At 74.9% G+C, this 19954-nt stretch carries 19 protein-coding genes; 7 read left to right on the top strand and 12 right to left on the bottom strand.

What is annotated here, in order from left to right; all coding sequences use genetic code 11:
- Positions 1 to 97: 97 nt before the first annotated feature.
- The 3 genes from RNC47_RS11375 to RNC47_RS11385 form a co-directional block, all read right to left on the bottom strand.
- A complete protein-coding gene (locus RNC47_RS11375; protein WP_311597919.1) occupies positions 98 to 679 on the bottom strand; it encodes a helix-turn-helix domain-containing protein in 582 nt (193 codons plus the stop codon).
- 73 nt (positions 680 to 752) lie between these two features.
- Positions 753 to 2405, bottom strand: coding sequence for an FAD-binding dehydrogenase (locus RNC47_RS11380; protein WP_311597921.1), 1653 nt, complete (start codon positions 2403 to 2405; stop codon positions 753 to 755).
- A 729-nt stretch (positions 2406 to 3134) separates the two neighbouring features.
- Complete coding sequence (locus RNC47_RS11385) at positions 3135 to 3941, bottom strand: SDR family NAD(P)-dependent oxidoreductase (RefSeq protein WP_311597923.1); 807 nt, start codon at positions 3939 to 3941, stop codon at positions 3135 to 3137.
- Positions 3942 to 4009: 68 nt separating this feature from the next.
- Here RNC47_RS11385 and RNC47_RS11390 point away from each other — a divergent pair, with 68 nt between their 5' ends.
- Together RNC47_RS11390 and RNC47_RS11395 are read left to right on the top strand one after the other, a co-directional pair.
- Positions 4010 to 4393 (top strand): YidH family protein, encoded by a 384-nt coding sequence (locus RNC47_RS11390; RefSeq protein WP_394814759.1) that lies wholly within the window; start codon positions 4010 to 4012, stop codon positions 4391 to 4393.
- Positions 4393 to 4710, top strand: a complete 318-nt coding sequence (locus RNC47_RS11395) for a DUF202 domain-containing protein (protein WP_311597927.1) — start codon at positions 4393 to 4395, stop codon at positions 4708 to 4710. The genes RNC47_RS11390 and RNC47_RS11395 overlap by 1 nt, the downstream gene beginning before the upstream one ends.
- Here the strand turns inward: RNC47_RS11395 and RNC47_RS11400 are convergent.
- Complete coding sequence (locus RNC47_RS11400) at positions 4697 to 5761, bottom strand: PQQ-dependent sugar dehydrogenase (protein WP_311597929.1); 1065 nt, start codon at positions 5759 to 5761, stop codon at positions 4697 to 4699. The two genes, RNC47_RS11395 and RNC47_RS11400, sit on opposite strands and share 14 nt — an antisense overlap.
- 134 nt (positions 5762 to 5895) lie before the next feature.
- On the opposite strand from RNC47_RS11400, the gene RNC47_RS11405 reads away from it, so the two are divergent.
- The 4 genes from RNC47_RS11405 (at position 5896) to RNC47_RS11420 (ending at position 10203) form a co-directional block, all read left to right on the top strand.
- Entirely contained in the window at positions 5896 to 6357 is a 462-nt protein-coding gene (locus RNC47_RS11405; RefSeq protein ID WP_311597957.1) for a MaoC family dehydratase, read from the top strand.
- A 272-nt stretch (positions 6358 to 6629) separates the two neighbouring features.
- The gene (locus RNC47_RS11410; RefSeq protein ID WP_311597930.1) at positions 6630 to 7934 is read left to right on the top strand and encodes a hypothetical protein; all 1305 of its coding nucleotides are present in this window, start codon (positions 6630 to 6632) and stop codon (positions 7932 to 7934) included.
- A 69-nt stretch (positions 7935 to 8003) separates the two neighbouring features.
- Positions 8004 to 9320 carry a homogentisate 1,2-dioxygenase gene (gene hmgA / locus RNC47_RS11415; protein WP_311597932.1) on the top strand — a complete coding sequence of 439 codons (1317 nt, stop codon included), beginning with the start codon at positions 8004 to 8006 and terminating at the stop codon, positions 9318 to 9320.
- Positions 9321 to 9351: 31 nt separating this feature from the next.
- Positions 9352 to 10203 carry a GntR family transcriptional regulator gene (locus RNC47_RS11420; protein WP_311597933.1) on the top strand — a complete coding sequence of 284 codons (852 nt, stop codon included), beginning with the start codon at positions 9352 to 9354 and terminating at the stop codon, positions 10201 to 10203.
- Positions 10204 to 10238: 35 nt separating this feature from the next.
- On the opposite strand, the gene RNC47_RS11425 is transcribed toward RNC47_RS11420, so the two are convergent.
- From RNC47_RS11425 to RNC47_RS11455, 7 genes are all read right to left on the bottom strand, one after another.
- The gene (locus RNC47_RS11425) at positions 10239 to 10505 is read right to left on the bottom strand and encodes a hypothetical protein (RefSeq protein ID WP_311597934.1); all 267 of its coding nucleotides are present in this window, start codon (positions 10503 to 10505) and stop codon (positions 10239 to 10241) included.
- Positions 10506 to 10659: 154 nt separating this feature from the next.
- A complete protein-coding gene (locus RNC47_RS11430) occupies positions 10660 to 11415 on the bottom strand; it encodes a class I SAM-dependent methyltransferase (RefSeq protein WP_311597936.1) in 756 nt (251 codons plus the stop codon).
- 117 nt (positions 11416 to 11532) lie between these two features.
- Entirely contained in the window at positions 11533 to 13194 is a 1662-nt protein-coding gene (locus tag RNC47_RS11435) for an SMP-30/gluconolactonase/LRE family protein (RefSeq protein WP_311597938.1), read from the bottom strand.
- A complete protein-coding gene (locus tag RNC47_RS11440) occupies positions 13178 to 15001 on the bottom strand; it encodes a flavin-containing monooxygenase (RefSeq protein ID WP_311597940.1) in 1824 nt (607 codons plus the stop codon). Before RNC47_RS11440 ends, RNC47_RS11435 begins: the two co-directional genes overlap by 17 nt.
- A 54-nt stretch (positions 15002 to 15055) precedes the next feature.
- Positions 15056 to 15820: an SDR family NAD(P)-dependent oxidoreductase gene (locus RNC47_RS11445; protein ID WP_311597942.1), complete on the bottom strand. Its 765-nt coding sequence runs from the start codon at positions 15818 to 15820 to the stop codon at positions 15056 to 15058.
- Between the two features lie 135 nt (positions 15821 to 15955).
- Positions 15956 to 16690 (bottom strand): response regulator transcription factor, encoded by a 735-nt coding sequence (locus RNC47_RS11450; RefSeq protein WP_311597943.1) that lies wholly within the window; start codon positions 16688 to 16690, stop codon positions 15956 to 15958.
- Positions 16680 to 17204: a MarR family winged helix-turn-helix transcriptional regulator gene (locus RNC47_RS11455; RefSeq protein ID WP_311597944.1), complete on the bottom strand. Its 525-nt coding sequence runs from the start codon at positions 17202 to 17204 to the stop codon at positions 16680 to 16682. Before RNC47_RS11455 ends, RNC47_RS11450 begins: the two co-directional genes overlap by 11 nt.
- Before the next feature lie 94 nt (positions 17205 to 17298).
- On the opposite strand from RNC47_RS11455, the gene RNC47_RS11460 reads away from it, so the two are divergent.
- A complete protein-coding gene (locus RNC47_RS11460; RefSeq protein ID WP_311597945.1) occupies positions 17299 to 18735 on the top strand; it encodes an MFS transporter in 1437 nt (478 codons plus the stop codon).
- A 2-nt stretch (positions 18736 to 18737) separates the two neighbouring features.
- Here the strand turns inward: RNC47_RS11460 and RNC47_RS11465 are convergent, their stop codons facing one another.
- The gene (locus tag RNC47_RS11465) at positions 18738 to 19508 is read right to left on the bottom strand and encodes a hypothetical protein (RefSeq protein ID WP_311597947.1); all 771 of its coding nucleotides are present in this window, start codon (positions 19506 to 19508) and stop codon (positions 18738 to 18740) included.
- Positions 19509 to 19954: the final 446 nt, after the last annotated feature.

Raw genomic sequence — 19954 nt, forward strand, 5'->3', positions numbered from 1 at the left:
ACGATGGGGTTGTTGCTCGGATGTTGCGCGGAGGTTGCGCGGGCGTCATCGAGGAACCGCCGGTTCGGGGCGGAATCCGGGGTGGCGGGCAACGCCCTTACAGGCGGCGGAGGTTGACCCAGACGGCGTGCGCGGGCGCGTCGGAGGGATTCCGGATGAGGTGCGGCTGCTGGGCCGCGTACTGGATGGCGTCCCCTTCGGCGAGGTCGTAGACCCCGCCGTTGACCTCGACCTCCAGGCTGCCCGCGACGACCACGCCGAACTCGTGCCCCGGGTGGTGCGAGGGCCGCACCGCGTGGCTGGCGCCCGCCGGGTACTCGTCGACATAGACCTCGACGTCCTGGTCGCGGCGGAACAGCGCGAGCCGGCGGACGGCCCCGCCCGCGGTCCGGTCGGTCACCTGGTCGGCGCGGCGGGAGACGGGCGAGTCGCCCGAGCCGTCCCGCACGAACAGCGAGGCCATCCGCACCCCGAGGGCCTCCGCGATCCGGTGCAGGGTGCCGAGCGACGGGCTGGTCCTGCCGCGCTCCACGGTGCTGAGCATGGAGGCGCTCAGCCCTGTCTCGGTGGCCAGCTCCAGGAGGGTCATGCCCTTCTTGATGCGCAGCGAACGGACCCGCTCGCCGATGCCGGTGACCACCTCGTCCAGGGAGTCACCGGGGTCCGAGGCGCCGCCCACTCTCTCCCCCTGGATGCGTCCTGTTGCCGTCCGATGCCGTCCGGATGCCGTCGAGCCGGATGTCGCTCCGAGGCTACACGGCCCCGGCGGCGGCCCGGCCGGCCGAGCGCCCCGAGAAGAGACAGCCGCCGAGGAAGGTGCCCTCCAGCGACCGGTAGCCGTGCACCCCGCCGCCGCCGAAGCCGGCCGCCTCGCCGGCCGCGTAGACGCCGGGCAGCGGCTCGCCGCCGGCCGTCAGCACCCGGGACGACAGGTCGGTCTCCAGGCCGCCGAGGGTCTTGCGGGTGAGGACGGAGAGGCGGGCGGCGATCAGCGGCCCCGCCTTGGGGTCGAGCAGCGCGTGCGGCGGCACCACCCGCGCCAGGCGCTCACCGCGGAAGCCGCGCGCGTGGCGGATGGTGAGCGCCTGCGGGTCGCTCCCCGCCGGGTCGGTGATCTCGCGGTCCCTGGCCTCGATGGTGCGACGCAGCTCGGCCGCGTCGATCGCCTCGTCGCCCGCCACCCGGTTCATGCCGGCGGCCAGTTCCTCGACGTCCCGCGCGACGACGAAGTCGGCGCCCCGGTCGAGGAACGCCCGCACCGGGCCCGGCACGCCGGCGCGTATCCGGCCCAGCACCTCCAGCACGTGCTTGCCGGTGAGGTCCGGGTTCTGCTCGGAGCCCGACAGCGCGAACTCCTTCTCGATCACCCGGCGGTTGAGCACGAACCAGGTGTGGGCGTGGCCGGCGCGGGTGATGTGCTCCAGGGCCCCGAGCGTGTCGGCGCCCGGCACGTGGCCGGCCGGCAGCCGGCGTCCCGCGGGGTCGAGCCAGAGCGAGGAGGGCCCCGGCAGGACCCGGATGCCGTGCCCTGGCCAGATCGGGTCCCAGTTGGTGATGCCCTCGGTGTAGTGCCACATCCGGTCCCGATTGATCAGCCGGGCGCCGGCGCGCTCGGCGACGCCCAGCATCAGGCCGTCGACGTGCGCGGGCACGCCGGTCAACAGCCGCTCGGGCGGGGCGCCGAGCCGTTCCGGCCAGTTGGCGCGGACGAGCTCGGCGTTGCCGCCGATGCCGCCCGAGGTGATGACCACGGCCTGGGCGCGCAGCTCGAAGGTGCCGGCGGCCTCCCGCGAACTGGCGGTGCCGCGCGGCGCCGAACTCGGCACCAGCACCTCGCCGGTGACGGTGTCCACGACGCCGGCGGTCCGGCCGAGCCCGGTGACGCGGTGCCGGAACCGGGTCTCGACCAGGCCGCGCGCGACGCCTTCCCGCAGGCGCCGGACGAAGGGCGCGAGGACGCCGGGGCCCGTGCCCCAGGTGATGTGGAAGCGGGGCACCGAGTTGCCCGGCCCCGCCCCGTCGGCGGCGCCGCGCTCGGCCCAGCCGACGACGGGGAAGATCTTGATCCCGTGCGCCCGCAGCCAGGACCGCTTCTCGCCGGCGGCGAAGTCCACGTACGCCTCGGCCCAACGACGCGGCCAGCGGTCCTCGTCCCGGTCGAACCCGGCGGTGGCGAACCAGTCCGCCAGCGCGAGTTCACGACTGTCGCGGACGCCGAGCCGACGCTGCTCCGGGCTGTCGACGAGGAAGAGCCCACCGAACGACCAGTGCGCCTGCCCCCCGAGGGACGCCTCGGGCTCCTGGTCGACCAGGACGACCCGCCGCCCCGCCTCCACCAACTCGGCCACGGCCACCAGCCCGGCAAGACCGGCCCCGATCACGATGACATCCGCGTCATAACCCATGCGGCTCAATCTACGGGGTGAGCCTGGCGGCTCCCGCCCCGAAGTGGCACCGGGGCCTGGCGGCCCCGTGCCGGCAGCCGCCCCTCTCTCGGGGCTCCGCCCCGGACCCCGGTGCCGGTCGTACGGACAGCCCTGTTCCTTCGGGGCTCCCGCCCCGACCCTCGTACCGAGCCGGCGGCCAACCACCTTCCCCGGCGCCCGCCCACGGAGCGCACCGTCCCAGCGGACAGCTACCGCCCTCCCGAGCTCCACCCCGGAGGGCCTGAGCCGATGCGGACCGGCCCCTACTCCCTCGGGGCACCGCCGCAGCGGACAACCATCTCCCCCCGGGGCCCCGCCGGATCCCGGCGCCCGCCCACTGAGCGCACCGTCCCAGCGGGCAGCTACCGCCCTCCCGGGCTCCGCCGCGGAGGGCCTGAGCCGATGCGGACCGGCCTCTACTCCCCCTGGGGCACCGCCGCAGATGGCGGTGCCGCGGAACACCGTCCGTGCCGGCAGACGCATCGTCGGGCCGGGGCCGGGCTCCGGCCCGGCCGGGGGCACGCCCCGGGTCCGTGCGGTAGAGGCCGACAGGACCCGGCGGCCGGGGCGTCGCCGCAGGCCGGCGTTTGCCGTGCCCGGTGCCGACCCCCGGCCGGCCGGGCCCGCGGCTACGGCTCGGGGCCGCCAGGCCCCGGTGCCCCTTCGAGGCGCTGCCGCCGCCAGGCGGATCCCGCCCCTTCGGGGCGCTCACGCCGCCAGGCGGATCCGTTTGAGTCGCCGGGCGAACACCCGGTGCAGTACCGGGGTGACGGCGCTGCCGAGGTGGGCCAGGGCCCAGGTCGTGGGGTCGGGGCAGATGAGGAAGCGGCGGCGGTGGATGCCGGTGAGGATGGCGCGGGCGACCCGGGCCGGTGGGAGGGGTTTGACGGTGCCGGCGATGGCTCGGGTCTCGGCCGGTTTGTGGCGGTTCTCCTCGGCCAGTTGGGGGGTGTCGACGTCCGGGGGGAGGACGAGCCCGGTGTGGACGCCGTGTCGGGCCAGTTCGGCCCTGGCCGCCTCCATGAGGCCGCGCACCGCGCACTTGGCGGGGCCGTAGGCGGTGTAGCCGAAGACGCCCACCAGCGCGGCGGCCGAGGAGACGGCGACGACGCTGCCGTGGCCGCGTTTCACCATGCCGGGGGCCAGCCGCCGCATCGCGTTGAGGGTGCCGAAGTAGTTGACCTCCATCATCGTGCGGAAGGTCGCGTCGTCCAGGTCGAGGAAGTGGCCGGGGACGACGGCGCCCGCGGAGTGCAGCAGGATGTCGCAGGGGCCCTGGGCGGACTCCAGCTCGTCGAGGGCGGCCGCCAGGCCGTGGGCGTCGGTCACGTCGGCCGGCCGGGCGGCCACGGTCGCGCCGGCGGCGCGCAGCCGGGCGGTGGCGCGGGCGAGCCGGTCGGGGTCCCTGGCGAGCAGGGAGACGCGGGCGCCGCGGGCGGCGAGCAGTTCGGCGGTGGCGAGTCCGATGCCGCTCGACCCGCCGGTGACGATCGCGTGGCGGTGTCGGACGTCCATGCGCCCACGGTAGGCACGGCGGGCCCGGCCGGCCCGGGGCCACGACCATACGGCAGACTTTTCGCATGATCGGGCGAATGGTGCGGGCGGTGCGGTTGTGGTTCGCGCCATGGCGGGTCAGGGAGGAGGGGACGACGCCGGACTACCGGTTCTCGTTGGCGAACGAGCGGACCTTCCTGGCCTGGTTGCGGACCGCGCTCGCGCTGCTCGCGGGCGGCATCGCCGTCGATCAGTTCCTGACGGACATCGGCTGGGGGCCGCGGGTGGCGGTGGCCGTGCTGTTGCTGGCCGGCGGGGCGACGTGCGCGGTGCGGGCGGTGAACCACTGGGTGCGGTCGGAGCGGGCGATGCGGCGCGGCGAGGACCTGCCGATGAGTCGGTTCCCGGCGGTGCTGGCGGTGGGGACCGTGGTCACGGCGGTGGTGGTGATCGTGGCCGTGGCGGTCGGTTGATGGCCGGGGAGCGGGATCCGGGCGCGCAGCCGGAGCGCACCCGGCTCGCGTGGCGGCGGACCACGTTGGCGTTCGCGCTGGTGGTGGCGCTCGCCGGCCGGTCGCTCGTGGTCGCGGACGAAGGGCGCCCGGTCGCGCTGGTGGCGGTGGCGGTGGCCGCGCTGCTGTGGGTGGGGTTCCTGGTGCTGGCGCACCGGCGGCTTGGGGAGCTGACCGACCGGCGGCCCGGCGCGGCGGGTGGCGGGACGGTGCTGGCCGCCGCCGGGGCCGTGCTGGCCACGGCGGCGGCGCTGGCGCTGACGCTCAGCGGAGGGTGACGCGGTGGACGGCGTCCCGCCCGGCGGGGGCGCCGGGGCTGTCGGAGTTGCTGGTGGACAGCCACAGCGCGGTGCCGCCGGGTTCGGTGGCGACGGTGCGGAGGCGGCCGAGCTGGTTCTGGTAGTACGCCTGCGGGGTGCCGGCCTCGGTACCGTTCAGCGGGATGCGCCACAGGCGTTGGCCGCGCAGGGCGGCCAGGTAGAGGGCGCCGTCGGCGTAGGCGAGGCCGCTGGGTGACGCCTCGGCGGTGCTCCAGGTGCGCCTGGGGTCGGTCATGCCGGGGCGGCCACAGGTGCCCTCGCAGGTGGGCCAGCCGTAGTTGGCGCCCTGCTGGATGAGGTTGAGCTCGTCCCAGGTGTTCTGGCCGAGTTCGGCGGCCCACAGTCGGCCCGCGGCGTCCCAGGCGAGGCCCTGGGGGTTGCGGTGGCCCAGGGAGTAGACGTGGTTGCCGAACGGGTTGCCGGGGGCCGGGGCGCCGGTGGTGGTGATCCTCAGGATCTTGCCGTTGAGCGACTGGGTGTTCTGCGCGAGGGCGGTCTGCTGGGCGTCGCCGGTGGTGGCGTAGAGGTAGCCGTCGGGGCCGAACGCGAGGCGGCCGCCGTTGTGGTAGGTGGCCCTGGCGATGCCGGTGAGGATGGGCTGGTAGCCGCCGATCGCGGTGCCGTCGAAGGTGAGGCGGGCGACGCGGTTGTCGTTCGCGGCGGTGTGGAAGACGTAGAAGGCCCGGTCGGTGGCGAAGTTCGGCGAGACGGCGAGGCCGAGCAGTCCGCCCTCGCCGCCGCTGACCACGTTGGGGACGGTGCCGACCACGGTGCGGGTGCCGTTCGGGGCGAGGCGGACGACGCGGTGGGTGTCGCGCTCGGCGTAGAGCGCGGAGCCGTCGGGCAGCCAGTCCATGCCCCAGGGCACGGACCAGCCGGCGGAGAGCTGGCTGATGCCGGCCGGCGCGGACAGCGGCGTCGGTCCGCCGGGCGCGGCGCCGAGTAACGCGGTGACCAGGCCGGCCGAGGCCAGGGCCCGGACGGCGCGGCGGAGGGTGCGGGCGTGCATGGGACCTCCCGGTGTCGAGGGACGGTGGTGCGGTGCCAGCCCCCACGCGTCGTCGAGGGACGCGCCACCGATCCCACCATTTTGACGATGGACCGTCAACAAGGCGGCGGGCGGCTCGGTATCCTGCCGGCATGGTGCAGGAGCCGCGGATCTTTGCCTCGCCCGACGCCCTGCTGGCCGCCGTCGGCGAGGAGTTGGGTCCTGGCCCCTGGTTGGCCGTCGAGCAGCGGGCGATCGACCTGTTCGCCGAGGCGACCGGCGACCACCAGTGGATCCACACCGACCGGGAGCGGGCGGCCGCCGGGCCCTTCGGGTCGACCATCGCGCACGGCTATCTGACCCTGGCCCTGCTGCCGGTGCTGGTACCCGGCCTGTTGCGGGTCGAGGGGGTGCGGCTGGCCCTCAACTACGGCGTGAACCGGGTGCGTTTCCCGGCGCCGCTGCCCGCCGGCTCCCGGGTGCGGGCCACCGCCAGGATCGCCGCGGTCGAGCGGGTGCCGGGCGGCGTGCAGTCGACGCTGGCCGCCACGATCGGGCGGGAGGGCGGCGAGAAGCCGGTCTGCGTCGCGGAGACCGTGACCCGCTACCTCGGCTGAGCGCCGCCGCCGGCCGGCCGTGGCGCGGCGGGGGCGTGCGGGCTGGCCGTTGGGGCGGGCGGGTGTGCGCCGGGGCGCCCGGGGCGAGGACGGCGGCGTAGAGGCTGGGGTCGTTCATGACACCAACGTCAACGCGCGCCACACGGCTTTCGCGCATGGCCGACCGAACGCCCCCCAAAGCAACCCGATCGGGTGATCGTGGGGCAGTTCGGTCGACGTGGATGCCCCCGTGCGCCCTGTCGGGCCGCCGCGCGACGTGAGACCACAGGACCATGACGAACCGGCGCGGCCCCAACCACCGGCTGCGGGCCATGCTCACCGAGGCCGGCTGGACCCAGGAGGCCCTGGCCAGGGCCGTGAACACGCTGGGCGGCGAGATCGGCACCGTGCTCCGCTACGACCGCACCTCCGTGGCGCACTGGCTCGCCGGCACCCAGCCCCGGCATCCGGCCCCGCACCTGGCCGCCGAGGCGCTGTCCCGCCGTCTTGGCCGGGCGGTCACCCCCGAGGCCGCCGGGTTCTCGGCCGGCGTCCGCGAGGCGCCGCCCCTCGACCCGGTCACCGGCTTCACCACCCTGTGCCGCGCGGACAGCGACACGAGCCGGCGCCGGCCGCTGCACCAGCGGCCCTACCGGGTGGCCGAGGCGGTGGTGCCGGGGCCGCCGCCGGCCGAGCGGCCGGCGGTGCCCGGGCCACGCGGCGAGGGCACCGCCGCGCTGCACGACGCGGTGAGCTTCTTCGCCGCCTCCATCGACACCCACGGCGGCCGGCACGCCCGCAGCGCGCTCGCCGCCTACCTCGCCGACGACGTGACGCCGCTGCTGGCCCAGCGGCGCTCGGGCCGGGCCCGCCGCGAGCTGTTCGTGCTGGCCTCCCGGCTGGCGTTCCTGCTGGCCCGGATGTACGAGGACGGGCTGCTGCACGGCGCGGCGCAGCGGTACTACGCCTTCGCCCACCAGTTGGCCGGCGAGGTGGGCGACCGCACCGCGTGGAGCGTGGTGCTCAGGGCGATGAGCGGGCAGGCCCAGCGGCTCGGCCACCTGGCGCCCGCGATCCAGCTCGCGGAGGCCGCCCGGGAGGGGGTCAGGGACGCGCCGCCCGCCCAGCAGGCGTATGTGCAGGCGCAGTTGGCGGTGGTGCTGGGGCTCGGCGGGGACCGCAGGGGCGCGCTCGCCGCGCTGCGCCTGGCCGAGCGGGCCGCCGACCGGGCCACCTGCGCGGCGGCGCCGTTCGACGCCTATCCGGTGGCCGCGCTGCACTTCCAGACCTCGGCGGTGCTGGAGGCCCTCGGCGACCTGCCGGGCGCGCTGGCCGCGCTGCGCCGGGCGGCGGGCGAGCGGTCGGCGAGCGATGTCAGGGGCCGGGCGCTCACCCAGGCCAGGTTCGGCCAACTGCTGCTGCGCACCGGCCACCTGGACGAGGCGTGCGCGGCCTGGGAGTCCTTCGTCCACGCGCAGGAACGATTGCGCTCGGGGGACGCGGAGCGCGCCCTGCGGCAGATGCGGCAGGCACTGCGCCCGTACCGCAACCGCGGCCGAGCGGCGGAACTGCTGGCCAGGACCGTGCAGGCCCGTTGACTTCGCGGCACCCCCATTCCTACGGTCGAACACAGGAATGGCGGGTTCGCTCGGCGGCGGGAGTGCGGGATGAGCACGGTCGGCAACGTGGCAGGCGGCGGCGGAGAGCGGTATCTCACGGGCTTCGGCAACCAGCATCGGAGCGAGGCCGTGCCCGGCGCGCTCCCCGAGGGGCGCAACTCGCCGCAGCGCGCGCCGCTCGGGCTCTACGCCGAGCAGCTGAGCGGCAGCGCGTTCACCGAGCCGCGCGCCGACAACCGGCGCTCCTGGCTCTACCGGATCCGGCCCTCGGCGGCCCACCCGCCGTTCCGCAGGACGGCGAACGGCGGGCTGCGCGCGGCGCCGTTCGAGGAGACCGTGCCCGACCCCAACCGGCTGCGCTGGGACCCGCTGCCGGTCCCGCCGGCCGGCACCGACTTCGTCGCCGGCCTGTGGACGCTCGGCGGCAACGGCGACGCGCGCCGCCGCGAGGGCATGGCGATCCACCTCTACGCCGCCGACACCCCCATGGTCGACCGGGTGTTCGGGAACGCGGACGGCGAGCTGCTGATCGTGCCGCAGCGCGGCGCGCTGCTGCTGGTCACCGAGTTCGGTCCGCTGCGAGTCGGCCCCGGGCAGGTGGCGCTGGTCCCGCGCGGGGTGCGGTTCCGGGTCGAGCTGCCGGACGGGTCGGCGGCCGGCTACGTGTGCGAGAACTACGGCCGGCCGTTCGTGCTGCCCGAGTTGGGCCCGATCGGCGCCAACGGCCTCGCGGCGGCACGGGACTTCGAGGCCCCCACCGCCGCCTTCGAGGACGGCGACCGGCCGGTCGAGGTGGTCGTCAAGTTCTGCGGCAACCTGTGGGCGGCCGGCTACGACCACTCACCGCTCGACGTGGTGGCCTGGCACGGCAACCACCTGCCCTACCGCTACGACCTGCGGCGGTTCAACGTGCTGGGCTCCATCAGCTACGACCACCCGGACCCGTCGATCTTCACCGTGCTGACCTCGCCCTCCACCCAACCGGGCCTGGCCAACGTGGACTTCGTGGTCTTCGCGCCGCGCTGGCTGGTCGGCGAGGACACCTTCAGGCCGCCGTACTTCCACCGCAACGTGATGAGCGAGTACATGGGCCTGATCGAGGGCGCCTACGACGCCAAGGCACGCGGCTTCGTGCCGGGCGGCGGCTCGCTGCACAACATGCTCTCCGCCCACGGGCCCGACCGGGAGACCTTCGAGCGGGCCAGCGGAGCCGAGTTGGTGCCGCAGAAGGTGGACGACGGTCTTGCCTTCATGTTCGAGACCCGCTGGCCGGTGACCCTCACCGGCCAGGCGGCCGACTGTGAGCATCTCCAGCGCGACTACGACGACGTGTGGCAGGGTCTTGAACGGCACTTCCCCCACTAGAAGCCGCCGTCAAGCCCCTCCCGTGGACCGGATGCCCGGAGCGACCGCCGTGACCGTCTTCGCCCCCGACCCGCTCGAGCTCAACCGCAAGCTCCCGCTGTGGTACCAGGTGACGCAGTCGCTCCGCGCCTCGATACTCGGCCGGGCCCCGGAGGCGCCGCTGCGGCTGCCCACCGAGGAGCAGCTGGCCGGGCACTACGGGGTGAGCGTGCTGACGATGCGCCAGGCGCTCAAGGAGCTGGAGCGGGAGGGGCTGATCAGCCGGCACCGGCGGCGCGGCACCTTCATCGAGCCGGCGGCAGGGCCTGCCGCGCCGGTGCGGCTGCTGGGCACGCTGGACGCGATCGTGGCGCAGCAGTCGGGCGAGACGACGACGCTGCTCGACCACGGCCCGGTGCCGGTGCCCCCGGAGCTGGTCGGGCACTTCCCCGACCTCGCCGAGGTGGTGCGCTTCCGCCGGCTGCGCCGGGAGCGGGCGAGCGGCGAGCCGGTGAACTGGGTGGAGAACCTGCTGCGGCCCGAGGTGGCGGCCCGCGTCGCCCCGGCCGCGCTGGCGCGGTGGCCGATGACGCGGGTGCTGCGGGACGTGGCCGGGGTGGCGGTCGGCCGGATCACCAACACCGTGCAGGCGAGGCTCGCCGATCCGGAGACCGCCCGACTCCTCGCGGTGCCGCTGCTGAGCCCGATCCTGCACATCACCGGGGTGGTGTTCGACGAGTGCGGGCGCGTCGTCGACGTGGCGCGGATCCACTACCGGGGGGACCGGTTCTCGTTCGCCGTGACGGTGGACGCCGTGCCGAACGACGCCGTGACCGTGGACTCCGGGACGTTGGACGCGGTACCGGGCGACGCGCCCCCCGAACTCCCCCCGGCCGACGGCTGAGGGCCCCCGGCCGGGTGGTCGGGGGCTTCAGGGGATCAGCCGCGGCCGCCGAAGAGCGTGCGCCGCAGCCGCCGCAGGGGGGCGAACAGCGAGACGCGCGCCCCCTTGCTGGTGTGCGCGGCGCGCTCGTCGCGCTTGGTCAACTCCCGCATCAGCGTGGTGGCTTCCTCGGCCTCCCGCGACGACACGGCGGGGCCGGAGAGCACGCTCAAGTGGCGATCGAGGCGGGCGCTGCTGGCGCCGCTCCCGCAGTTGATGGCAGGCACTCGAGGCGGCCTGCTCCGCACTGTTATCCGCTCCATGACTCTCCCACCCGTACAACGGCACCCGGTCCGGGCAGGGTAACCCTAACGCCCCACAAGTGCGCATGGGTATCCCGGTCCCTCGTTTCACCTTTCCCCGCAACGGGGTTGACGAACACGACAAGACATCCGTTCCCTCGGAAACCCGTGCGCGTCACGCCGGCCGCGCGATCGTGACGATCTCGTGGCTCGCCGGGGTGAGCGGCGAACCGTCGAAGTCGCCGTACCGCTCGGCCACTTCGAGGCCCGCCTCGGCCAGCGCGGCGTCGAGCCCGGCGGCGTCCAGGAAGCGCAGCGTGCCCCGGGTGACCAGGCCGCCGGGCCAGGCGGGGCCGGTCATGCGGGTGGTGGTGTGGACGACGTCCCCGCGGGCCTCGGGGCGGCCCTCGATGGTCATCCGCACCACGCCGCCCGAGCCGGCCGGGTCCTGGATCGCCAGGCCGTACTCCAGGCCCCAGTTCTCCCAGCCGCGCACCGCCGGGTTGCGGGTCTCGAAGCCGAACGCGCCGTCCTCGGCGAGGACGGCGCGCACCGCGGCCAGGGTGTCCCGCAGCTCCTCGTCGGTCACCAGCTCCTGGAAGGCGTGGCCGGCCATCACCACGAGGTCGAAGGGGCCGTCGAGGGAGACGGAGCGCAGGTCGCCCCTGATCCACTCCACGTCGGCGCGCCGTCTGGCGCGGGCCAGCATGCCCTCGGCCGGGTCGAGGCCCACGAGCCGGCCGGTGTGGCCGGCCTCGCGGGCGTGGTGCAGCAGCATCCCGGTGCCGCAGCCGAGGTCGAGCACGGAGCCGGCCGCCATGACGCGCGGCAGGTAGAAGTGGAAGTCCTCCCGCTCCTTCCAGGGGAAGAAGGCGTCGTAGCAGGCGGCGTAGTGCGGGTCGGCGAACGGGGCGTGCGAGTCGTTGGTCACCGGTCAAGACTGGTGAGCGAACGGCGGGCACGCCACCAGTTTTAACCCGATCGATGCAGCTAACCCGATCGATGCAGCTAACCCGATCGACGCAGCTCACCCGATCGGCGCAGTCACTCAGTCGGCGCAGTCATCCGACCGGTGGAGCCGGAGCACGGTGCCCTCGCCGTTGGCCGACAGCAGCAGCGAGCCGTCGGGCGCGAGCGCGAGCCCGGCGAAGAGGGGCGGCGGCGCCACCACCCCCGGCGGGCCCGCCGGCTCGGCGCGGCGGGCGCCGGGCGGCTCGCCGACCGGCAGCCGCTCGGCGACGACCCGCCGCTCCCCCGTGGTCAGCGAGATCGCCGTCAGCCTGCGGTGCGCGGTCTCCACGGTGTACAGCGCGTCGCCGTCGACCACCAGGCCCTGCGGGGCGCCGAGGCCGTCCGCCACGGTGGTGGCCGCGCCGTCCTCGTCGAGCCGCAGCACGGCGCCGGTCCGGTCGTCGCTGACCAGGCAGCGCCCGGCCGCGTCCAGGGCCACGTCCACGGGGTGTTCGAGCCCCTCGGCGAGCACGGTGAGGCCGCCGCCCTCGTGGATCCTGACCACCCGGCCGGCGCCCGCCTCGGCGACCAGCAGCGTGCCGTCGGGCGCGGCGACGATGCCGACCGGCTCCCGCAGTCCGGTGGCCCGCACCCGGGTGGTGTCGGCGGCCGGGTCGTGGGTGTGCACCTCGCCGAGCCTGGTGGTGACGTGCAGCAGGCCGCCCTCGGCGGTCACGCCGTGTGCGAAGATGATCAGGCGACGGGTCAACGCCTCGTCCGGCCAGGCCGGTTGGGACGCGGCCGGCGTTCCCGGGTCGGGCAGCGGGGCGCTGGTGAGGCTGAAGTGGTCGGCGGCGTGCACCCGGCCGCCGAGGTCCACGGTGATCCCGAACGGGCCGTTGAGGCCGCGGGGCACGACCTCCCTGGTGCGGCCGTCGGGGCGGACCTCGGTGAGGCCGCCGCTGGCGTAGCTGGAGACGAACATCCGGTTCTCGGCGTCGAAGGCGGCGTTGTCGAGCCCGGTGACGCCGGTGGCCAGCGTGGTGCGCCGCCCGCCGTCGGGGTCGATCCGGGTGAGCACGCCGGCCGGGCCGCGCGAGAGGACCACCAGCGCGCCTCCCCGGTCGAAGCGGACCGCGACCGGTTCGTCCACCCGGTCGGCGAACAGCTCGGGCGGGCCGCCGTCGGGGTGCACCCGCCACACCTGGCCGGTGAGCATGTGCGGGTAGTAGAGCCGGCCGTCGGGGCCGCGCTGCATGGCGTTGCCGAAGGCCAGGTCGTCGGCGAGCACCACCGGGTCGCGGCCGTCGGGGAAGAGCTCGACCAGCCGGCCCTCGACCCGCATCTCGTTGACGAAGAGCCGGTCGCCGACGCAGGTGATGCCGTTGGGCTGGGCGACCGCGTCGCTGACCAGCGTGTAGCTGCCGGCCGGGTCGCGCCGCCAGACGCGGCCCGGGGTGAGGTCGGCGATGTACATGGCGCCGTCCGCGCCGAACGCCAGGTCGTCGGGGGCCTGGACGGGGCTGCCCGGGCCGACCACGGTCTCCACGTCGCCGGTGGCGGGGTCGAGGGCGCTGATCCGGCCCGCGAGGAACTGGGCGACGTACAGGCGGCCGTCGGGGCCGAACGCGACGCCGTTGGAACCCCACAGCGGATTGGGGTGGTTGAGGCGCGCGGCCCGCCAACCCTCACCGGTGTGCGGGCGCCAGGCGCCGGTGGGGTCGAAGCGGCTGCTCCTGGTGTCAGTCGACGAGGACACCGTCGATGCCTCCCTCCGCGCGCCAGCGCCTGATCAACCGGTGGAAGGCGGCGGGGCCCGCGCCGTAGCCGTGCACGCTCGGGCCGCGCCTGACCCGGCCCTCGTTGTTGTAGTAGCCGGGGGTGCACTGCTCGTGGAACGCCGAGTTGTCGCGGGCGTGTTCGCGGAGCGTGGCGGCCCACTCCTCCTCCGCCTCGGCGGTGGGCTCCACGACGGCGCCTGGGCGCTTGGCGGCCGCGGCGACGACCTCGGCGATGTGGACGGCCTGTTCGTCGAGGAGGTGGGTGAAGTTCACCGAGGTGGCGTTCTGCAGCGAGCCGAGGTGGAACAGGTTGGGGAAGCCGTGGCTGTAGAAGCCGTGCAGGGTGCGCGGCCCTCGGCTCCAGTGCTCGGCGAGGGTGCGGCCGTCCCGTCCCCGCACGGGGAAGCCGGTGCGGGCGCCGGTGGGCAGCGTGAGGTCGAAGCCGGTGGCGAAGATCACGCAGTCGACCTCGTAGGGGACGCCGTCGACGACCACGGCGGTCTCGGTGAGGCGCTCGACGCCGTGGTTCCCGGCGTCGACGAGCGTCGTGCCCGGCCGGTTGAAGGCCTGCAGGTAGCTGTCGCTGAAGGTCGGGCGCTTGCAGGCGTACCGGTACCAGGGCTTGAGCGCCTCGGCCGTCGCCGGGTCGCGCACGAGCCGGTCGACGCGGGCGCGGATCTCGTTCATCTTGCGGAAGTCGGCGAGTTCGGCGGCGAGTTCGCGTTCCTCCGCGGACAGCTGCGCCTGGTCGGGCACGGGGTCGACGCCGCCCATCAGGGTGCCGAGCAGCCGGGCGCTCGCGGTCCAGCCGTCGCCGACGAGGTCCTCCTCGGCGGCGCCGCCGAGCACGGCGAGGAAGTTCTCGCGGCGGCGGTGGTGCCAGCCCGGGGTGAGGGCGGCGGCCCAGTCGGGGTCGGTGGGGCGGTTGTCGCGGACGTCGACGGAGGACGGGGTGCGCTGGAAGACGTAGAGCCGGTGGGCGGCCTCGGCCAGGTGCGGCACGCACTGGACGGCGGTGGCGCCGGTGCCGATGACGCCGACCCGCTTGTCGGCCAGCCGGTGCAGGCCGCCGTCCGGGCCGCCGCCGGTGTAGCCGTAGTCCCAGCGGCTGGTGTGGAAGGTGTGGCCGGTGAACGTCTCGATGCCGGGGATGCCGGGGAGCTTGGGGCGGCCGAACGGGCCGCCGGAGAGCACCACGTGGCGGGCCCTGACGCGGTCGCCGCGGTCGGTCTCCACGGTCCACTCGCGCTCCGTGTCGTCCCAGCGGAGGCCGGTGACCTCGGTCTGGAAGCAGGCCTCCGCGTAGAGGTCGTAGTGGCGGCCGATGGCGCGCGCGTGCTGCCTGATCTCCTCCCCCGGCGCGTACCGCCACTTCGGGATGTGGCCGACCTCCTCCAGCAGCGGCATGTACACATAGGACTCGATGTCGCAGTGGACGCCCGGGTAGCGATTCCAGTACCAGGTGCCGCCGAAGTCGCCGCCCCTCTCGACCACCCGGACGCGGGCGAGTCCGGCCTCGCGCAGCCGGGCGGCGGCGAGCAGCCCGCCGAAGCCGCCGCCGACGACCACGGCGTCGACCCGGTCGAGCAGCGGCTCCCGGAGGGCGGCGGGGGCGGTGTAGGGGTCGTCGACGTAGTAGCCGAAGTCGCCGGCGGCGGGCCGGTACCGGCGGCCGCTGTCGGGTCCTGTGCGGCGCTCGCGCTCGGCGCGGTAGCGGGCGCGCAGGGCCTCGGGATCGAAGCCGAGCGCGTCGGGGTCGGGAAGGCGGGTGTCGGATACCGGCATTCCGGTCCTCTCCGTGGGGGTCGGTGAGTGCGGTGCGGGGGGTGGGGCGTGAGGTCAGACCGCGGACCAGCCGTTGTCCACCGGCAGCACGACGCCGTTGATGTTGCTGGCCGCGTCGGAGGCGAGGAAGACGATGGCGGCGGCCAGTTCCTCGGGCTCGGCGACCCGGCCGACGGCGGCGGCGTGCGCCGCGAACACCTCGGGGCCGCGCCCGGGGCCCGGGGTCACGCTGATGTTGGTGCGGGTGCCGCCGGGGGCCACGGCGTTGACCCGGATCCCGGTGCCGCGGTACATGACGGCGGTGGAGAGGGTCAGCCCCGCGAGGCCCCACTTGGAGACGGTGTAGGCGGTGCCGGCCGCGCTGCCGCGCAGCGCGGCCTCGGAGGCGGTGTTCACGATCGCGCCGCGCCCCTGGGCGAGCATGACGGGCAGGGCGGCGCGGGTGAGGCGGAACGGCGCGGTGAGGTTGACGGCGAGCAGCCGCTCCCACGCCTCGTCGGTGACGTCCGCGGTGGCGGCGAGGTCGTCCATCACGCCGGCGTTGTTGACCAGCACGTCCAGCGTGCCGAACTCCGTGACGGCGGTGGCGATCACCGCGTCGACGACGGCCTGGTCGCCGAGGTCGCCGACGACCGTGACGGCGGTGCCGCCGGCGGACTCGATCGCCGCGCGGACCCGCTCGGCCGCCGGTCCTTCCAAGTCGGCGACGACGACGCGGGCGCCGGACGCGGCCAGCGCCAGGGCGGTGGCCCGGCCGATGCCGGAGCCGCCGCCGGTGACGACGGCCGCGGCGTTCCTCAGTCCCGGGTACTCGCTCACGGTCGTGCCTCCCGCTCGTCGTCGGCGCCGGCCGGCTGGTGGCGGCGCCTCGTCCTGTGGTCCGGGTGCCCAGGTAAGCGGTCGGTGCTGACGGCTTCCGGCCGGCTGCCTGACGGCGAGCTGACGTGACGGGGATCACGCCCTGCCGAGCCAGTAGCCGAAGCCGCGGCGGGTGTGGATGAGGGCGGGTTCGTGCTGGTTGACCTTGCGGCGGAGGCGGGAGACCAGCTTCTCGATGGCGTTGTCGCCGCGGAACTCGCCCCAGACGTGGTAGCGGATCTGTTCCTTGGTGATCACCTGTTCGGCGTTGGCCAGCAGGTAGCGCAGCAACCGGTACTCGGCTGGGGTGAGGTCGAGGGCCCGGCCGCCGCGGCGGGCCCGGCAGGTGACGTCGTCGAGCGTCAGGTCGGCGTAGCCGGGTGGCGGTTCGGCCCGCGTCGGGCCGCCCCGCCGGAGTAACACATGGGCCCTGGCCAGCACTTCGGCGACCCGGAACGGCTTGGTGACATAGTCGTCCACGCCGTCGCCGAGCCGGGGGACGACGCTGGAGAGCGTCTCGTGGGCGGTCAACAGCAGCACCCGGGGACGGCCACGGGCGCGGTGGCGGAAGACGGTGAAGTCGGTGCCGTCCGGCAGGACGACGTCGACCACCACCAGGTCGAAGCGGTGCTCGGCGACCCGGGCCAGGGCCTCGGCGCGGGTGCCGGCGGTCCCGACGCGGTAGCCGGCGAGGTGCAGGGTGGTCGCGAGGAGCTCGTGGGTGCCGGGGTCGGGGGCGACGACCAGCACGTGCTGGCCGGCTCCGCGGGTCGGCGGTGGCGTGCCGCCGTCCCGCGCGAGAGCGCCCGTCCGGCGTGGCTCATGCGTCATGTCCGGCAGGAGATCGCGAGGGCTCCTGGGACTCGTTGGCGGCGGCGTAGTCGAGAAAGTCGTCGACCATCCGCTGGAAGAGGCCGGCAAGCCGCCGCAGGTCCTCCGTGTCCCAGTGGGACAGGGCGGCCCACATGCCGCGCCGCGAGGTCTCGCGGATCCGGTCGACGGCGTCCCGGCCGGTGGGGGTGAGGCGGATCAACTGGGCACGGCCGTCGTCCGGATCGGGGACCCGCTCCACATAGCCGGCCCGCTCCAGACGCTGGGCCTGGCGGGTGACGTGCGGCGCCTCCACGTTGAGCCGGGAGGCCAACTCCCCCACCCGCAACCGCTCGACGTCGGCGAGGGCGCGCAGCAGCGACACGGCGGCCCGGTCGAGCGGCACGCCGGCCAGGGCCATCATCCGATCGTGCTGTCTGGCTCGGCTGCTCAGATAGGAGATGCGATGCAACTCGCGCTCGATCTGGATCACTTCGGCCGGGACGGGGGCGTCCGGCTGCTGCGGTGTGGCCATGGACCCATTTTACCAGCTCATTGCCTAAGTCAAGTAAGCTACTATTTTCCTGAGTTAAGTAAAGCGTGGAAGAACAGGAAACAGGAGCTCCCCTGTGACAGACACCACCATCACGGCGGCCTCGCCGGATCGCGTCGACCGCGCGACGACGACCCGACCCGGCCTGACGATGCTGGCGCTCGCCGTCTGCGGCCTCGTCGTCTCACTGCAGCAGACCCTGGTGCTCCCGCTGTTGCCCCGGCTGGCACAGACCTTCGACGCCACCGTGACGTCGGTCGCCTGGGTCTTCACCGCCACGCTGCTGGCGGGCGCGGTCGCCACCCCGCTCCTCTCCCGCTTCGGCGACATGTACGGCAAGAAGCGGATGATCACGCTGACCATGGCCCTGCTGGTGGCCGGCTCGGTGGTCTGCGCGCTCTCCGACTCGCTCGCCGTGATGATCGCGGGACGCGCGCTCCAGGGCGCGGCCGCCGCCGTGATCCCGCTGGCCATCGGCATGATCAGGGACACCTTCCCGCGCGAGCGGGTCACCACCGCGATCGGCGTGGTCAGCGCCACGATGGGCGTGGGCGGCGCCGCCGGCATGCTGGTCACCGGCGTGATCGCCGACAACACCGACACCCACCACCCGGTGTTCTGGATCTCGGCCGCGATGGGCGCCGTCGGCCTGGGCTTCGTGGTGGTCTGCACCGCCGAGTCCGCCTCGCGCACCGGCGGCCGCCCCGACCTCCCCGGCGCCCTGCTGCTCGCCGGCTTCCTGGTGAGCCTGCTGCTGGGCATCAGCCAGGGCAACGCCTGGGGTTGGACCGACGGCCGCATCCTCGGCCTGTTCGCGGCGGCGGTCGTGCTGTGCGTGGTCTGGGTCCTGGTGCAACTGCGGGTCGCCGAACCGCTGGTGCGGCTGCGGCTGCTGGTCGGCCCGAAGTCGCTGTCGGCCAACCTGGCCTCGCTGCTGCTCGGCTTCGCGATGTTCGCGGCCTTCCAGCTGGTGTCCAACTTCATCCAGACGCCCGAGGAGGCCGTCGGCTACGGCCTGTCAGGATCGGTGCTCGACGTCGGCCTCTACATGCTGCCGTCCACCTTCACCATGCTGTTCTTCTCCGCCCTCGCCGGCCGCTTCGAGGCCAAGCTCGGCGCCGCCAGGACGCTGGCGATCGGCTCGGCCTTCGCCGCCCTCGCCTACCTGTGGCTCGCGCTCCGGCACGGCTCGGTCGGCGACTTCCTCGTCTTCAGCGGGATCCAGGGCGTCGGCTTCGGCATCGCCTACGCGGCGCTCGGCACCCTCGCCGTGCAGCACGTGCCGATGGAGTCGAGCGGCATCGCCAGCGGCGTCAACTCGCTGGTGCGGACGGCCGGCGGCAGCCTGGCCAGCGCGGCGACCGCGGCCATCCTGGTCGGCGACGTCATCCCGGGCACCGAGGTGCCGAGCGTCGACGCCTACGTGACCTGCTTTGTCATCGCCTCCATAGCGGCGGCGGCCACCGCGGTCATCGCCGCCGTGCACGGTGTCCGGCACCGCGCCACGGCCTGACGTCACCCGCCGTGGCCGCGCTCCCAGCGCTGCTCGGTGTACTCGTAGCCGTAGACGTCCCCTGGGGCGGTCACCCCGCTGGTGCGGAACGGGCGACCGGCGTCGTCGATCCGCGCCATGCCGCTGTCGGCGCCGCTGGCCCAGTCCACCTCGACGTACCAGTCGCAGTCGCAGTCGACGGCGGTCGCCCCCACCCGCAGCACCAGCGGCTCGTCCTCGGTGACGAGGAACGGCGGCTCGGGGGCCGGCAGTTCGGCCTCCGCCTCGCCGTCGTAGCCGTCCCGCGGGTGGGCCACCGGGCGGTCGGCGTCCAGGTCGACGGTGAACGCGGCCGGGGTGAGGGCGCCGCCACAGCCGGGGGACATGTCGAACGCCGGCCACGCGAGCGGCGCGCGCCGCTCGACGACGCGGATGTGCACGGCCTCGACGACGACGGCCTGCCGGCCGCCGGTTCGAAGGGTGGTCTCCACGATGGTGGATCCGCCGTGCACGGCGTCGAGTTCGCCGGCCCACCGGTCCGCGTCCTGCGCGACCGGCGGGGCCGGCACCTCGGCCGGGTCACGGTCGACCAGATAACGGTGCCCGCAGCCACCGGCCCACACGTGCGAGCGCGTGTCCCACGTCAACGGCGCGATCTCGGCGCCGCCCTCCGGCGGCGCGTCGTCCGCCACGGGCGACTCACCGCCGTCGCGCAGCGCGCTGAGCGTGAGCGCGGCGAGCGCGAGCGCCGCGAGAGCGGCGACCGCACCGAGCGCCAGCGCGGCGCCACGCACGCCTGCCCGGCGCGGGCCACGCCGGCCGGTGGGCCACGGGCCCGTGACCGCGCCACCGCCTCCGGCGGCTGGCCCGCCAGGGCCGACCCCCGCACGACCACCGGAACCGGACGGCCCGCCAGGGCCGACCCACCGCGGCTCACCAGCCGAATCCTCGCCACCGGCAGCCGGCGAACGGCCTGGCCCGCCAGAGCCAACTCCCCGCGAGCCCCCGGCCGAACGAGAACCGACCGCGGGCCCACCGGGACCAACCCGCCCCGAGCCCCCGGCCACACCGCCGCCGCCCGCGGTGCGCGCACCGACTGATCCGCCAGGGCCAACTCCCTCCCGAGAACCGACCCCCGCACGACCACCGGAACCGGACGGCCCGCCAGGGCCGACCCACCGCGGCTCACCAGCCGAATCCTCGCCGCCGGCAGCCGGCGAACGGCCTGGCCCACCAGGGC

It is taken from the genome of Streptomyces millisiae (assembly GCF_031845425.1).
In the GTDB taxonomy this organism is placed as follows: Bacteria; Actinomycetota; Actinomycetes; order Streptomycetales; family Streptomycetaceae; genus Streptomyces; species Streptomyces millisiae.

What these genes read in the sequence shown, in the direction of transcription:
- RNC47_RS11380 (WP_311597921.1), bottom strand. Translation starts at nt 2,405, where the DNA reads ATGGGTTATGACGCGGATGTCATCGTGATCGGGGCCGGTCTTGCCGGG.
- RNC47_RS11385 (WP_311597923.1), bottom strand. Translation starts at nt 3,941, where the DNA reads ATGGACGTCCGACACCGCCACGCGATCGTCACCGGCGGGTCGAGCGGC.
- RNC47_RS11395 (WP_311597927.1), top strand. Translation starts at nt 4,393, where the DNA reads ATGGCCGGGGAGCGGGATCCGGGCGCGCAGCCGGAGCGCACCCGGCTC.
- RNC47_RS11400 (WP_311597929.1), bottom strand. Translation starts at nt 5,761, where the DNA reads ATGCACGCCCGCACCCTCCGCCGCGCCGTCCGGGCCCTGGCCTCGGCC.
- RNC47_RS11410 (WP_311597930.1), top strand. Translation starts at nt 6,630, where the DNA reads ATGACGAACCGGCGCGGCCCCAACCACCGGCTGCGGGCCATGCTCACC.
- hmgA (WP_311597932.1), top strand. Translation starts at nt 8,004, where the DNA reads ATGAGCACGGTCGGCAACGTGGCAGGCGGCGGCGGAGAGCGGTATCTC.
- RNC47_RS11420 (WP_311597933.1), top strand. Translation starts at nt 9,352, where the DNA reads ATGCCCGGAGCGACCGCCGTGACCGTCTTCGCCCCCGACCCGCTCGAG.
- RNC47_RS11425 (WP_311597934.1), bottom strand. Translation starts at nt 10,505, where the DNA reads ATGGAGCGGATAACAGTGCGGAGCAGGCCGCCTCGAGTGCCTGCCATC.
- RNC47_RS11440 (WP_311597940.1), bottom strand. Translation starts at nt 15,001, where the DNA reads ATGCCGGTATCCGACACCCGCCTTCCCGACCCCGACGCGCTCGGCTTC.
- RNC47_RS11450 (WP_311597943.1), bottom strand. Translation starts at nt 16,690, where the DNA reads ATGACGCATGAGCCACGCCGGACGGGCGCTCTCGCGCGGGACGGCGGC.
- RNC47_RS11455 (WP_311597944.1), bottom strand. Translation starts at nt 17,204, where the DNA reads ATGGCCACACCGCAGCAGCCGGACGCCCCCGTCCCGGCCGAAGTGATC.